The organism is Brachybacterium sacelli, assembly GCF_017876545.1.
GTDB classification, from domain to species: Bacteria; Actinomycetota; Actinomycetes; order Actinomycetales; family Dermabacteraceae; genus Brachybacterium; species Brachybacterium sacelli.
This window is the reverse complement of sequence record NZ_JAGIOD010000001.1, coordinates 2,608,220-2,622,175: the sequence shown is the minus strand read 5'-3', so window position 1 is coordinate 2,622,175 and position 13,956 is coordinate 2,608,220. Positions and strand designations below refer to the sequence as shown.

The 13,956-nt window shown below is 71.4% G+C and carries 14 protein-coding genes; 4 read left to right on the top strand and 10 right to left on the bottom strand.

The features are described from left to right. Positions 1-76: 76 nt before the first annotated feature. From JOF43_RS11810 to JOF43_RS11775, 8 genes are read right to left on the bottom strand one after another with little or no spacing between them, the layout of a single operon-like run. Positions 77-586 (bottom strand): DUF3180 domain-containing protein, encoded by a 510-nt coding sequence (locus tag JOF43_RS11810; RefSeq protein WP_209902249.1) that lies wholly within the window; start codon positions 584-586, stop codon positions 77-79. Further along, the gene (gene folK / locus JOF43_RS11805) at positions 583-1,494 is read right to left on the bottom strand and encodes a 2-amino-4-hydroxy-6-hydroxymethyldihydropteridine diphosphokinase (protein ID WP_209902247.1); all 912 of its coding nucleotides are present in this window, start codon (positions 1,492-1,494) and stop codon (positions 583-585) included. Before folK ends, JOF43_RS11810 begins: the two co-directional genes overlap by 4 nt. Next, positions 1,491-2,351: a dihydropteroate synthase gene (gene folP, locus JOF43_RS11800; RefSeq protein ID WP_342592162.1), complete on the bottom strand. Its 861-nt coding sequence runs from the start codon at positions 2,349-2,351 to the stop codon at positions 1,491-1,493. The genes folK and folP overlap by 4 nt, the downstream gene beginning before the upstream one ends. A gap of 4 nt (positions 2,352-2,355) precedes the next feature. Further along, positions 2,356-2,922, bottom strand: coding sequence for a GTP cyclohydrolase I FolE (gene folE, locus JOF43_RS11795; protein ID WP_209902245.1), 567 nt, complete (start codon positions 2,920-2,922; stop codon positions 2,356-2,358). Between the two features lie 2 nt (positions 2,923-2,924). Then, the gene (gene ftsH, locus JOF43_RS11790; RefSeq protein ID WP_245354090.1) at positions 2,925-5,123 is read right to left on the bottom strand and encodes an ATP-dependent zinc metalloprotease FtsH; all 2,199 of its coding nucleotides are present in this window, start codon (positions 5,121-5,123) and stop codon (positions 2,925-2,927) included. A gap of 1 nt (position 5,124) precedes the next feature. Further along, complete coding sequence (hpt, locus tag JOF43_RS11785; RefSeq protein WP_209902243.1) at positions 5,125-5,679, bottom strand: hypoxanthine phosphoribosyltransferase; 555 nt, start codon at positions 5,677-5,679, stop codon at positions 5,125-5,127. Positions 5,680-5,723: 44 nt separating this feature from the next. Next, positions 5,724-6,818, bottom strand: coding sequence for a tRNA lysidine(34) synthetase TilS (tilS, locus tag JOF43_RS11780; protein ID WP_209902241.1), 1,095 nt, complete (start codon positions 6,816-6,818; stop codon positions 5,724-5,726). Beyond that, positions 6,818-8,227: a D-alanyl-D-alanine carboxypeptidase gene (locus JOF43_RS11775; RefSeq protein WP_209902239.1), complete on the bottom strand. Its 1,410-nt coding sequence runs from the start codon at positions 8,225-8,227 to the stop codon at positions 6,818-6,820. The genes tilS and JOF43_RS11775 overlap by 1 nt, the downstream gene beginning before the upstream one ends. An 82-nt stretch (positions 8,228-8,309) precedes the next feature. On the opposite strand from JOF43_RS11775, the gene JOF43_RS11770 reads away from it, so the two are divergent. Beyond that, positions 8,310-8,822: an inorganic diphosphatase gene (locus JOF43_RS11770; protein ID WP_209902237.1), complete on the top strand. Its 513-nt coding sequence runs from the start codon at positions 8,310-8,312 to the stop codon at positions 8,820-8,822. Between the two features lie 116 nt (positions 8,823-8,938). Here the strand turns inward: JOF43_RS11770 and JOF43_RS11765 are convergent, their stop codons facing one another. Both JOF43_RS11765 and JOF43_RS11760 read right to left on the bottom strand, forming a co-directional pair. Next, positions 8,939-9,679, bottom strand: coding sequence for a hypothetical protein (locus JOF43_RS11765; RefSeq protein WP_209902235.1), 741 nt, complete (start codon positions 9,677-9,679; stop codon positions 8,939-8,941). A 90-nt stretch (positions 9,680-9,769) separates the two neighbouring features. Next, positions 9,770-10,483 (bottom strand): peptide deformylase, encoded by a 714-nt coding sequence (locus JOF43_RS11760; RefSeq protein WP_209902233.1) that lies wholly within the window; start codon positions 10,481-10,483, stop codon positions 9,770-9,772. 214 nt (positions 10,484-10,697) lie between these two features. Here JOF43_RS11760 and JOF43_RS11755 point away from each other — a divergent pair, with 214 nt between their 5' ends. From JOF43_RS11755 to yczE, 3 genes are all read left to right on the top strand, one after another. Continuing rightward, on the top strand, positions 10,698-11,783 hold the full coding sequence (locus tag JOF43_RS11755; RefSeq protein WP_209902232.1) for an ABC transporter ATP-binding protein: 1,086 nt from the start codon (positions 10,698-10,700) through the stop codon (positions 11,781-11,783). 159 nt (positions 11,784-11,942) lie between these two features. Next, positions 11,943-13,184, top strand: coding sequence for a DUF4032 domain-containing protein (locus JOF43_RS11750; protein WP_209902229.1), 1,242 nt, complete (start codon positions 11,943-11,945; stop codon positions 13,182-13,184). Between the two features lie 16 nt (positions 13,185-13,200). Continuing rightward, positions 13,201-13,905 (top strand): membrane protein YczE, encoded by a 705-nt coding sequence (yczE, locus tag JOF43_RS11745; RefSeq protein ID WP_245354087.1) that lies wholly within the window; start codon positions 13,201-13,203, stop codon positions 13,903-13,905. Positions 13,906-13,956: the final 51 nt, after the last annotated feature.

Here is a 13,956-nt window from a genome sequence, read left to right as displayed (position 1 = left end):
CCACGGGTGCTCGTCGACCACGGTGGACACGTCCTCCCCCGGAGGTCGGTGCCGGCGCAGAGCGCCGACGGCGACGTCAGTGCCCGGCGCCGGCGCCCTCCGCCGAGCCCTCGCCGTCCTCCGGAGGCAGGCGGCCCCAGCGCTCCACGAGGACACCGAGCACGCCGAGCACGATGCCGGAGACGGCTGCGGCGCCGGTGGGCAGGGTGGCACGGAGCAGGTCACCGGTGCCCGTCAGGAGCAGGTACAGCGCCTGCCCGGTGAAGATGCCGCCGACGACGGCCCCCGTGTAGGCGCAGGCGCGGGCCAGCAGCACGGTGCGGAACGCGGTGGGCAGGTCGATCTGGTGGCGCCGGGGGGCGAGACTGGGCTGCAGCCGACGCTCCTCGCTCTCGAGCATGTACTGACGCAGCGGGAGGCCGTAGGCCAGCAGCACTCCCACCAGCACGAGCAGCACCACCGTGGTCAGCCAGCCGGCGACCGGCAGCGAGTGGCCGCGCGCGGCGAGGGTCTCCAGCATCTGTGCCCCGAACCCTGCACCGACCACGAGGATCAGCACCAGGAGCGGGATGTTCAGGGGCTTCATGAGTGCTCGAAACCCGTCAGGTGCGGACCCGGCCGCAGCCCGTCCCGGTCCTCGGCTCCCTCCAGCAGTGCCGCCACCGGGCCGTGGCCCGGCAGCTCCGCCTGCGGACGGGCGGCGTGCCAGGGGGCGAGCACGAAGGCGCGCTGGTGCGCGCGCGGGTGCGGGAGGGTGAGCTCCTCGTCGTCGCTGCGGTAGCTGCCGTAGGTGATGACGTCGACGTCCAGCGTGCGCGGGCCCCACCGCACTAGGCGCTCGCGGCGGGCGTCGCGCTCGGCCCGGTGCGCCGTCTCGAGCAGGTCGAACGGCCCCAGCGTGGTGACCACCCCGATCGCCGAGTTGAGGTAGGCGCCCTGACCCTCCGGTCCGCCCACGGGAGCGGTCTCCAGGACCGGGCCGGTCCACTCCACCTCGAGACCCTCGGTGCCCGCGAGCAGCTCGAGAGCGCGGGCCAGGTGCGCCTCGCGGTCCCCGAGATTGGTGCCGAGGGCGAGCACTGCCTGAACCGGCGCGGCGTCGCGCTCGAGGGAGATCACGACGTCGCCGACGGGCAGGCCGACCGGGGCAGCGGGCTTGTGCACCCGGACCCCGACGCGCCGCACCAGTGGATGGCCGGTGTCGGTGAGGATCCGTGCGGCGATGGATTCGGCCAGGGCCTCCACCAGGTCGTGGGGACCGCCGCCGATCTCCTCGGCCACCGCCGCGGCGACCTCGGCGTAGTTCACGGTACGCGCCAGAGTGTCCGTGCGACCGGCCGGAGCGGTCGAGAGGTGCAGCGTCACGTCGACCACGAACTGCTGGCCGAGCTCCTTCTCCGCGGCGAGGACGCCATGGCGCCCCCAGGCCCGGATCCCGGTGACCTCGATGCGGTCCAGGGAGCCGAGCGGCCGTCGTGCCTGCGGGGCGGTCATCGCCGCCGGCTCCGTCGCAGACGATCCCCCACGCGCACCGCCGCCAGCGAGGAGGGGACCTCGTGCACGCGGACGGCCCAGGCGCCGTGCTCCGCGCCGTAGGCGCTGATGGCAGCCGTGGCGGCGTCGCGGTCGACGCCCAGGGAGCTGACGAAGCGCTTGCGCGAGGCGCCGATCAGGATCGGCAGCGCGTGGGAGGCGATCGTCTCCCAGTCCGCGAGCACGTCCCAGTTCTGCTCCCCGGTCTTGGAGAACCCGAGCCCGGGGTCGACCACCAGGAAGCGCTCTTCGACCCCGGCCTCGCGCAGGGCGGTCAGCCGGTCCTCGAGCTCGCGTGCGCTGTCGCGGGCGGCGTCCTCGTAGACGGCCAGCTCGTTCATGACGTCGCTGTGCCCGCGCCAATGCATCGCGATGAACACGGGCGGGGTGCCGCGGCAGGTCCGCAGCCGGGCGGCCTCGGCGCCCATGTCCCCGTCGGCGCGCCCGGCGGAGACGTCGTTGACGATCAGGGCGCCCGCCTCGACGCTCGCGGCGGCCACGGAGGCACGCATGGTGTCCACGCTGATCACGAGCTCCTCGGCGGCCAGGGCCTCAACCACGGGCAGCACCCGGCGCAGCTCCTCGTCCTCGTCGACCCGGGGCGCACCGGGGCGGGTGGACTCCCCGCCGACGTCGACGATCGCGGCGCCCTGGGCCGCGAGCAGCCGCCCGTGCGCGATCGCGTCCGCGCTCGCGAAGTGTGTCCCGCCGTCGGAGAACGAGTCGGGGGTGACGTTCAGGACGCCCATCACCAGGGTGTCGTCACGCCCGAGGGACTCGGGAAGTCCCTCCGGACGGCGCCGCGCCGGGGTGCTCACGCGCTCACCCCCGGTTGATGAGGCTCATGGCCTCGGCCCGGGTGCTCGAGCTCTCGCGCAGCATGCCCCGCACGGCGCTGGTGACGGTGCGGGCGCCCTCGGCCCGCACCCCGCGCATCGACATGCACATGTGCTCGGCCTCGATCACGACGATCGCGCCGCCCGCCCCGAGCTCGCTCACCAGGGCGTCGGCGATCTGGGAGGTGAGGCGCTCCTGCACCTGGGGTCGCCGCGCGTAGACGTTCACCAGGCGGGCGAGCTTGCTCAACCCCGTCACCGCGCCGCCGTCGGGGATGTATCCGACGTGGGCGACGCCGACGAAGGGCAGCAGGTGGTGCTCACACATCGAGTGGAAGCCGATGTCGCGCACCAGCACCAGCTCCTGGTGGTCGATGTCGAAGGTGGTCGACAGCGGCTGGCGGGGATCCTGGTCCAGCCCTTCGAAGACCTCGGCATACATGCGGGCGACCCGGGCGGGGGTCTCCATCAGGCCGTCGCGGTCCGGGTCCTCGCCGATGCCGACGAGGATCTCCCGGACCGCGGCCTCCACGCGGGCGTGGTCGACGGCCATGCTCAGCGACCTGGTCCCTCGTCGTGCGGGGAGCCCTCGCCATGGCGATCGCCGTAGCCGGTGCCCTCGTCCCCGCCGCGGGTGTCGGTGCGCCCGTAGTCGGATCCGTACGGACCGTAGGGGCCAGGTCCCTCGGGGCCCTCGCCGTGCGGTGCACCCGGGATCTCGGGACCCTCGCCGCCCGGGTGCGGGAGCTCCGGCGGATTCGGCTGCAGGGGTTCGCCCGCGTCGTGCGACTCGGTGCCGGTCGCGGTGGTCGTCGAACCCGCCTGCGGCGCATCCAGCGAGGGGCGTTCCTGGCTGGACTGCCAGACCTCGCGTGGCGGCCGCTTGGTGACGTCGGCGAAGACCGCCCCGAGCTCGTGCTCGTTGAGGGTCTCCTTCTCCAGCAGCTCCTCCACCAGGCGGTCGAGCACGTGACGGTTCTCGACGATCACGGACCACGCCTCGTCCAGGGCGTTGTCCAGCAGGGTGCGCACCTCCTGGTCGATCACGCTCGCGGTCTCCGCGCTGAAGCGGGGGCCCTGCCCCTGCTGCATGCCGACGAACACCTCGTCCTGCTCTCCCGAGAGCGCGACCTGGCCCACGGCCTCGCTCATGCCCAGCTGCATGACCATGGTGCGTGCGATCTTGGTGGCGTTCTGCAGATCGGAGCTGGGACCGGTGGTGACGTCGTGGAAGATGCTCTCCTCCACGGCGTAACCGCCCATCGCGTAGGCCAGACGATCCAGCAGCTCGTTGCGCGACTGGTAGTTGCGGTCCTGCGTGGGCACCACCATCGTATAGCCGCCGGCGCGGCCGCGCGGCAGGATCGTCACCTTGGTGACCGGTGCAGAGTTGTTCATCGCAGCGGCGACCAGGGCGTGGCCGCCCTCGTGGTACGCCGTCATCTGGCGCTCGCGGTCCGTCATCACCTTCGAGTACCGCTGCGGCCCCATGGAGACGCGGTCGATGGCCTCGTCCAGGGCACGGTCGTCGATGATCTGATTGCCGCTGCGGGCGGTCAGCAGCGCGGCCTCGTTGAGCACGTTGGCCAGGTCAGCACCGGACATCCCGATGGTGCGCTTGGCGACGGCCTCGAGGTCGACGTCGTGCGCCAGCGGCTTGCCCTTGGCGTGGACGCCGAGGATGTGCAGCCGCCCCTTGAGGTCCGGGGCCTCGACACCGATCTGGCGGTCGAAGCGGCCCGGGCGCAGCAGCGCCGGGTCCAGGATGTCCACCCGGTTGGTGGCGGCGATGAGGATGACGTTCTGGTTCTCCTCGAACCCGTCCATCTCCACCAGCATCTGGTTCAGCGTCTGCTCGCGCTCGTCGTGACCGCCGCCCATGCCGGCGCCGCGGTGGCGGCCGACGGCGTCGATCTCGTCGACGAAGATGATCGCCGGGGCGTTCTCCTTCGCGGTCGAGAACAGGTCGCGCACACGGGAGGCGCCGACGCCGACGAACATCTCCACGAAGTCCGAGCCGGAGATCGAGTAGAAGGGCACATTGGCCTCGCCGGCGACGGCGCGCGCCAGCAGCGTCTTGCCGGTGCCGGGCGGGCCGTACAGCAGCACACCCTTGGGGATCTTGGCGCCGACGGCCTGGTAGCGGGCGGGTTCGACGAGGAACTGCTTGATCTCGTCGAGCTCCTCGACGGCCTCCTCGGCACCGGCGACGTCGGCGAAGGTGACTTTCGGCTGCTCCTTGTTGAACAGCTTGGCCTTGGACTTGCCGAACTGCATGGCCTTGCCGCCGCCGCCCTGCGCGTTCATGATCAGGAACCAGAACAGGCCGATGAAGATCAGCAGCGGCAGGAACGACAGCAGCAGCGTCGACCACCAGGAACTGGTGGCGATCTCGTCCGTGTAGCCGTTCTCGGGTGCGGCCTCGCTGACCGCCTGGACCACCGCGTCCCCGCGGGCGCCGACGTAGGAGAACCGCACCTGGGTGCCCTTGTTCTCGTCGCCGACGACGAAGTCCTCGCTCAGCACCAGTTCGACCCGCTGCTGATTGCCGTCGATGATCTTCGCCTGCTCGACCGTGTCGCCCGCCAGCAGCTCGAGACCCTGTTCGGTGTCGATCTGCTGGTAGCCGTCGCGACCGAACAGGGAGAACAGCGCCATGCCCAGCAGCAGGGCGACGAGGATCCAGATCGCGACCCCGGCGAGCGGGCGACGCTTCTTGTTCTTGGTCTTGTTCTTGGAGGAGGAGTCCGCCATATCAGTCCTCGTAGATCGAGCGCTCGAGCACGCCCACGTAGGGAAGGTTTCGGTAGTTCTCCGCGTAGTCGAGCCCGTAGCCGATGACGAACTCGTTCGGGATGTCGAAGCCGACGTACTTGACGTCGATCTCGACCCGCGCGGCTTCCGGCTTGCGCAGCAGGGTGGCGACCTCGACGCTGCGGGGTCCGCGCGAGCGCAGGTTGGACAGCAGCCACTTCAGGGTGAGGCCGGAGTCGATGATGTCCTCGACGATGAGCACGTTGCGCTCGGAGATGTCGGCGGAGAGATCCTTGAGGATCCGCACGACGCCGGAGGACCTGGTGCCCGAGCCGTAGGAGGAGACGGCCATCCAGTCCATCTCGACCTGCAGGTCGATCTGACGGGCCAGGTCCGCCATCACCATCACCGCCCCCTTGAGCACGCCCACGAGGATCGGCGGCTCGTCCGCGTAGTCCGCGGCGATCCGCTCTCCGAGCTCGGCGAGCCGATCACGGATCTGCTGTTCGTCCAGCAGGACCCGTTCGACATCAGGGTGGGGGTGCGTCTGGGGCACGCGGATCTCCTCCAGGGGACGTGGTGGGGTGCGGTCGCCGCATCTCATGTTCCTGTGCGGCGCCACACCAGCAGGCCGTCGCGACGAGCGATCTCGATCCTACCCGGAACGGCTACAGGTGCCTGACCGTGCCATGAGACGACCAGGGCGTCGATCGCGAGCACCTGTCTGCGCAGCAGGGACTTCGTGGCGCCGGGGGCCCCGTCGGCCCGCGCTGCGCCCTCAGCGGAACGTGAGGCATCGCGCAGGACGCGGGTCCGCAGCGGGGCGGGGGCGGCCGCGAGGGCGTGGACGTCGAGCAGGAGCAGATCCTGCGCCCCGCGATCCGCTCCCCCGTCGCGACGCAGTGCCTCGAACAGGTCACGGGCCTCCGCGTCGAGGTGGTCGACGTCGGGCCGCACCAGGTCGGCGGTGCGGGCGAGGTTCTCGTCGATCTGCTCCCCGAGCAGCTCTCGCAGCAGCGGCAGCGCCCGGTGCCGGACCCGGGCGCGCAGCATCGTCGTGTCCGCGTTCATCGGGTCCTCCCACCACTGAAGGTCGTGCAGGCGGCAGATCTCCTCGGTGTCCCCGCGTCGCAGTGCTGTGGTCTCGTCGCGTCCGCTGCCCAGGAAGGGCCGCAGCAGGGGCCCGCGGGAACGGGGGATCCCGGCCACGGCGCGGGGGCCCGCTCCCCGGGCGAGCCCCATCAGCACCTGCTCGGCCTGGTCGTCGAGGGTGTGGGCCATGAGCAGCGCGAGCCCGCCGAGCTCGGTGAGCAGGTGCTCCAGAGCGTCGTGGCGGGCCCGGCGGGCGGCGTTCTCCAGGCCGCCGGCGCCGGCGGGATCGACGTGGACCTGCAGCACGCGCGCGCTCACACCCAGGCGCTCGGCCTGGGCGCGGGCCCGCTCGGCGACCTGTGCGGAGCCCTCCTGCAGACCGTGGTCGACGATCGCCGCTTCGGTCTCCAGGCCCATCCGGGACCCGACCCAGGCGGTGGTCGCGAGCAGGGCGAGGGAGTCGGCACCGCCGCTGAGGCCGACCAGCAGGCGCGGGGCGAGCTGCCCGGCGGCGGTGTCGTCAGCCAGCCGCTCGAGGCGGGCGGTCACCGCGACACGCACGGCGGTGCGGGCGCGCGCCACGACGGGAGGGGGCCCGGCCATCAGGAGGTCCGCACCATCTCGGCAGCGACCGCGTCGACCGCGGCGCGGGCGGCATCGGCGTCGGATCCGTCGAAGCCGTGCACCACGATCGAGTATCCGGCGGTGCGCCCGTTCGGGAGGAGGACCACGCCGGCCAGGGTGGCGGAGCCGCCCAGGTATCCCGTCTTCCCGCGCACCAGGCCGCGCGCGCTCTCGGTGCCGGCGGTGTCGAACCGGTCGGCGAGGGTCCCGTTCAGGCCCGCGACCGGAACGTCGAAGAGGATCTGCTCGAGCACCGGAGCATTCCCGGAGGCGACCTCGCCGAGCACCGCCGCCAGCAGCGCGGGCGGGACCTGGTCGTTCTCCGAGAGCCCCGAGCCGTCGCGGATGTCGAGGTCCGCGAGCACGTCCTCGGTCAGGCCGAGCTCCGCGGCGAGCTCGCGGATCTCCGCCTCGACCGCGGCGGCGGCCCCCTGCGGCGACGTCTCCTCGCCCCGGGCGTCGGCCACCAGGTGGGCGAGCAGCTCGGACGTGGTGTTGTCGGAGATCAGCAGGGTGTGGCGCACGAGCTCCGAGAGCGGTTCGGAGTGCACCTCGGCGCTCGGCGCCTCGGCGGGGGCCTCACCGGCGGTGACCTCGCCGCGCACGGTCAGGCCCTGCTCCGTCAGCAGCTGGGCGAACAGCTCCGCCGCCTCGCCGGCGGGGTCGGTCGACTTCGGGCCGTACTGCTCGCCGTCGAGCCAGCCCTCGCCCACGGCGAGCGAGGCGGTGGGCGTCACCCAGCCTCCGGCCGGCCCGTTGTCACCCCATGCGGGATTCGAACCGCCGGTGAGATAGGAGTCGTCCAGGGCCAGCGAGACAGTGGAGGTGCCCTGCTGCGCCGCGAGCTCCGCGGTCCGGGCCGCGAGATCGCGCAGCTGCTCCTCGCTGAGAGTCATGTCACCACCTCCCTGCAGGGTGACCACACCGTCCTCCACGGTGGCGCGGGTGGTGAGCACCTCGTCGCCGGTGTAGAGGCGCAGCGCGGCGGCAGCGGTCAGGAGCTTGAGGGTGGAGGCGGGGGTGCGAGCGGTGTCGGCGTCCCTCTCCGCGAGGGTCCCGCCGGTCTCGGCATCGACCACGCTGAACGCCAGGTTCCCGCCGACCACCGGCAGATCAGCGTGTGCGGACATGTGTTCCTCCAGGTCATCGGCCTGCTCGGGGCTCGTCGACGGGGCGGCCTCCGGTCCCGGGGCAGGAGCGGAGGTCCGCTCCCAGTCCTCCGCCTGCGCCCCGGGACCGGCGCCGGGGGACTCCTGCGAGGACCGGATCGTCAGCACGCCGGGGAAGGCATCGGTCAGGTCCCCGAGGAGGTAGAAGCTCGCGGGCACGGCGGCGCACAGCACCATCGCCGTGGTGCGCCAGATCCGTTCGGATGCCCGTGTCGCCATGACCTCACGATAAGGTGTTCGGGTCAGAACCAGTGCCCACTGGAAACAGAGCCCACAGGGCCGGAGCAACGGAGCGGCTGTCGTGGAATTCGACGTGACCATCGAGATCCCTCGCGGGAACCGGAACAAGTACGAGGTGGACCACCACAACGGGCGCATCAGGCTGGACCGGATGCTGTTCACCGCCACGCGCTATCCGGACGACTACGGATTCATCGAGGGCACCCTCGGTGAGGACGGTGACCCGTTGGACTGCCTGGTCCTGCTCGAGGAACCGACGTTCCCGGGGTGTCTGATCCGCTGCCGGGCGCTGGGCATGTTCCGCATGCGCGACGAGGCCGGGGGCGATGACAAGATCATCGCGGTGCCCGTCGGCGACCGCCGCCAGGTGCGTCGACAGGAGCTCACCGATGTCTCGGAGTTCCACCGCCTGGAGATCCAGCACTTCTTCGAGGTCTACAAGGATCTCGAGCCCGGCAAGAGCGTCGAGGGCGCCCACTGGGAGGGCCGCAGCGACGCCGAGGCCGAGATCCGCGAGTCCCACCGTCGCGCCGTGGGCACCGAGCACGCCAACGAGTTCACGCAGGACGTGTGAGCCCCGGCGACCGCTGAGCGGTCGACCGCAGAGGCCACCGGAGGCGCCGGACATGAGGAGAGGGCCGACCCCGCGGGGTCGGCCCTCTCCTCATGTCCGGTCCCGGAGGTCCTCAGTCAGCCCTCCAGTGAGGGCCGGTCGTCCGCGAGCTCCCCGTCGAGGGTGGGGGCCTGGGAGAAGATCTCCAGCATCGCCTCGACGACGGAGCGGGAGACCGCCCGGGCGCCGAAGCCGCCGATCACGGCGCCGATCCCGAAGGGCAGCAGACGGCCGAGCCACAGCTTGGACGTACGGGCTACCACGCGGCGGCGGACGTAGCGCGAGACCTGCTTGCTGACCAGACCCGGGAGGAAGCCGCCGCCCCCGCCGAGGACCGCGTTCCACTGCAGGCCCTGCTTGCCCATGGCCTTGGCGACGATCTCGGCGCCCCGCTCACCGCTGAGCACGCCCATCAGGACCAGGCGGCGGGTGTGTCGATCGCCCATGTCCACGTCGTGGATGTCCGCGGCGGCCAGGGTGAGGAAGGCGCAGGCCTCGGCGAAGGAGACGCCCTCGCCGACGGTGAGGCCGAGGGCCGCGGCCGTGCCCAGCCCCGGCAGGGCGGCCACGCCACCGATACCGGCACCGGTCGCGGTCATCAGCAGGGTGAAGCGGCCGGTGGCCCGCTCCAGCAGCTGGCGCTGCGTCTCCTCGGGGTGCTGGGCGCGCAGACGCTCGACATAGCTGTGGGCGAGAGGCGTCTGCACCTTCAGCGCGGCGTCGATCACGTCCAGCCAGCGCTCGTCGAGCTGTTCGCGGAACTCGCCGCTCTCCTCCTGCTCGGGTCCCGGGGTGTTCGGGTCGCTCGTGCTCACCATCGGCTCCGTTCTGTCTGAGGTCGTGATCAGGGTCAAACTATCGCGCCCGTCCGGGCGGACGAGGGAGGTGAGTGGTCCAGCCCACGAGGCTCAGCGGGCGATGATCTCGCCCGGGCCCAGCTCGGCGATCTCGCCGCGCAGTCCGAGGAGGCGCACGGCCTCGCCGAGGTCGGCGTAGTGGACCGTGTAGCCGGCCTCGACGAGGGAGCGCGGCACCATCAGGTCGTGGCACAGGGTCCCGTCCAGGTGCCCGGTCTCGTGCTGCAGGATCCGCGCGGTCCAGCCCTTGTGCTCCTCGTCGACCTCACGCACGGCCCCGTCGCCCAGCAGCTCGGTCGCGCGCAGGCGCAGCCGTCGGGCCCGCGGGACGATCGACTGCCAGCCGCTGACGGACAGGCATCCCTCCCAGGCGTAGACACGCTCGGTGCCCAGCAGCTCGATCTGCGGATCGAGCAGGACGCGCAGCGGAAGGGGCCGACGCTCGAGCAGGTCATCCTCCTCCTCGCGCCCCAAGTCCTCGACGCCGTCACCGTCCTCGTCCGGGGCGCCCGCGACGCGGTCCTCCGCCACGTACAGCGACAGGGGCAGGCCGATCTGCGGGGCGGCCAGACCCACGCCGGGGGCCTCGCGCATGGTGATCGTCATGGCGTCGACCAGCTCGAGCAGCAGCTCGGTCTCGAGCTTGCCGCGGGCGGCGACGGCGCGACGGCGCAGCGCGGGGTGGCCCGCCTGCACGATCCGCAGCGGGTCCGTCCTCTTCGCGCGGCGGTCGAGGATCTTCCGGGTCAGTTCGCTGGTGTCCACCCCCTCAGTATCCCGCAGCCGTGCACGGGTCCGCGCCCCGGTCCGGCGGGGCCGGACTCGCCGGGCGGACAGCGTTCACCGACGAGATGAGACGTGGGATACACTTCCCTTCGCCGGTGCAAGGGAGCACCTCCTCGCGAGAGCGACCGAGACCGGTGAACATCACTTCACAACGGACCGTCCGGCACGTACCTGCCGGTGAAGGAGTACCACCATGGCAACCGTCACGTTCGACAGTGCCTCGCGCATCTACCCGGGCCAGGAGCGCCCGGCTGTCGACAACCTGAACATCGAGATCGGCGACAGCGAGTTCCTCGTCCTCGTCGGCCCCTCCGGCTGCGGCAAGTCGACCTCGCTGCGCATGCTCGCCGGCCTCGAGGAGATCGACGCCGGTCGCATCCTCATCGGCGATCGCGACGTCACCGACGTCCCGCCGAAGGACCGCGACATCGCGATGGTGTTCCAGAACTACGCGCTGTACCCGCACATGACGGTGGCCGACAACATGGGCTTCGCCCTGAAGATCGCCGGCAACCCGAAGGCCGAGATCCGCAAGCGCGTCGAGGACGCCGCGGAGATCCTGGACCTGACCGAGTACCTCGACCGCAAGCCGAAGGCGCTCTCCGGCGGTCAGCGTCAGCGTGTCGCCATGGGCCGTGCGATCGTCCGCTCGCCCCAGGTGTTCCTGATGGACGAGCCGCTGTCCAACCTCGACGCCAAGCTGCGTGTGGCCACCCGTACCCAGATCGCCTCGCTGCAGCGTCGCCTGGGCGTCACCACCGTCTACGTGACCCACGACCAGACGGAGGCCATGACGATGGGTGACCGCGTGGCGGTGCTCGACCGCGGCGTGCTCCAGCAGATCGACACCCCGCGCCGCATGTACGACCACCCGCAGAACGTGTTCGTGGCCGGCTTCATCGGCTCCCCGGCGATGAACCTGTTCGACTCGAAGCTCACCGATCAGGGCGTCGAGTTCGGCGGCGCCGTGCTGCCCGTGGACCGCGCCACCCTCTCCGGCACCGATCAGAGCACGGTCACCGTCGGCGTGCGCCCCGAGGACCTCGAGCTGGTCGGTGACGAGCAGGGCGTCCCGGTGGAGATCGACCTCGTCGAGGAGCTCGGCGCCGATGCCTTCATCTACGGCCGTCGTGCCGGCGCCGACGAGACGTCCAAGCCGTTCATCGCCCGCGTCGACGCGCGTCGTCCCCCGGCCAAGGGCGAGACGGTCTACTTCCGTCCCGCCGAGGGCCACGTGCACCTCTTCGACGCCGCGAACGGCCAGCGTCTGGGCGACTGACCCTCCCCGCACGACAGCGCGACGGGCGTCCGGCCGAGAGGCCGGGCGCCCGTCGTCGTGCGCGCACCCTCACGCACCCGACGTGAGGTTCGTGGCGCAGTGCGGTCAAAAAGCTTCCAGAGGTGGGCACGTCGGCCCGGTTCAGGAGAGAATGGCGCAATGGCACCCCTGGAGATCACCGCCTCCCGGGCAGATCCCGCGCTGCTGGACCTGCCCTGGGACCAACCGCTCGAGGACTGGCCCGAGGACATCCTCGCCGCCCTCCCCCGCGGCATCTCTCGTCATGTCGTGCGCTTCGTACGCGTCTCCGGGCGGGTCCTGGCGCTGAAGGAGATCAACCATCACCTCGCCCGGCGCGAGTACGAGATGCTGCGCCTGCTGGGTCGCATCGGCGTGCCCTCGGTGGCTCCCTTCGCCGTGATCTCCGGCCGCACCACGCCGAGCGGGGAGCCGCTGGACGCGATGCTCATCACCCGTCACCTGCAGTTCTCCCTGCCCTACCGGGCCGTCTTCAGCCAGGTCTCGCGCGAGGACACCGCGCAGCGGCTGCTCGACGCTCTCGCGGTGCTGCTGGTGCATCTCCATCTCGAGGGCTTCTACTGGGGTGACGTCTCGCTGTCGAACACGCTGTTCCGCCGCGACGCCGGAGCGTTCGCCGCCTACATCGTCGATGTCGAGACCGGCAGCCTGTACGAGACGCTCACCGACGGTCAGCGTCGCTACGACCTCGACCTCGCCCGCACCAACATCATCGGCGAGCTGATGGATCTGCAGGCCGGCGAGATGTTCGACCCCGACTCCGATCCGGTCGAGGTCGGCGACCAGCTCGTCAGCCGCTACGAGAGCCTGTGGTCCGCCCTCACCGAGCGCGAGCTGTTCTCGGCCGACGAGCGGTGGCGGGTCTCCGAGCGCATCGAGAAGCTCAATCGCCTGGGCTTCGATGTGGGCGAGCTCGAGATCACCACCGACCTCGACGGCACCACGCTGTCGATCCGTCCGAAGGTGGTCGACGCCGGTCACCACGCCCGGCGCCTGATGCGTCTGACCGGGATCGACGCGCAGGAGAACCAGGCCCGCCGGCTGCTCAACGACCTCGATCAGTATCGAGCGTCGACGGAGCAGCAGGCTGAGGACGAGGAGTTCGTGGCCCACGAGTGGCTGCAGAACCAGTACGAGCCCGTGGTCCGCGCGATCCCCCGGTCGATGCGTTCCAAGCTCGAGCCGCCGGAGTTCTACCACGAGGTGCTCGAGCACAAGTGGTTCCTGTCCGAGAAGGCCGGGACCGACGCCAGCCTGGACGAGACCGTGCGGCACTACATCCTCAACGTCCTCATCCATCGTCCGGACGAGAAGTCCCTGGTCACGACCGAGACATCGGCGTTGCCGATCGCCGAGAGCTGAGCGAGCCGACCGGGACATGGGCGCGCCCCCCGACCCCCTGCTGGCGAACCTCTCCCTGCGCGCTCAGCTGCGCGTGGACCGGCTGCCACTGCGTCTGGCCCAGATGATGGTGGGCCTGACCGGCTTCGGCTTGTCGCTGGCGATGCTGCTGCGCTCCGGTCTCGGCGGTGCGCCCTGGGACGTGCTGCATGCGGCGCTTGCCGATCGGGCCGGACTGAGCGTGGGCACCCTCAGCATCACCGTGAGCTTCGTGGTGCTGCTGGCCTGGATCCCGCTGCGGGAACAGCCGGGCATCGGCACCTTCGCCAACGCGGTCTGGGTGGGGCTCAGCATGGATCTCGGGATGGCGCTGCTGCCTCCGGCGCCGGGCCCGCTGCCCGCCGCGGTGCTCATGGTCGCCGGCGTGGTGATCAACGGCGTCAGCGCCGCGGTGTACATCGGGGCGCAGCTCGGACCGGGCCCGCGCGACGGCCTGATGACCGGGCTCGGCCGGGTGCTGGCTCGTCCCGTCGGCCCGGTGCGGATCGTGCTGGAGGTGCTGGTGCTGCTCACCGGCTGGGCGCTCGGCGGCCCCGTCGGAGTGGGGACCCTGCTGTACGCGTTCGGCCTGGGCCCCGTGATCCAGCTGACCCTGCCGCACGTGGTCGTCCCCGTGCGCCGCCCGGCCGGCGCGGCGAGGGACGAGAGGCTCGAGGAGATCCCGCCGCCGGATCCGGCCTGACCTGCGGCGCGCCACGGAATCGACGCGCGCGGGCTTCAGGTGGGCCGGGCC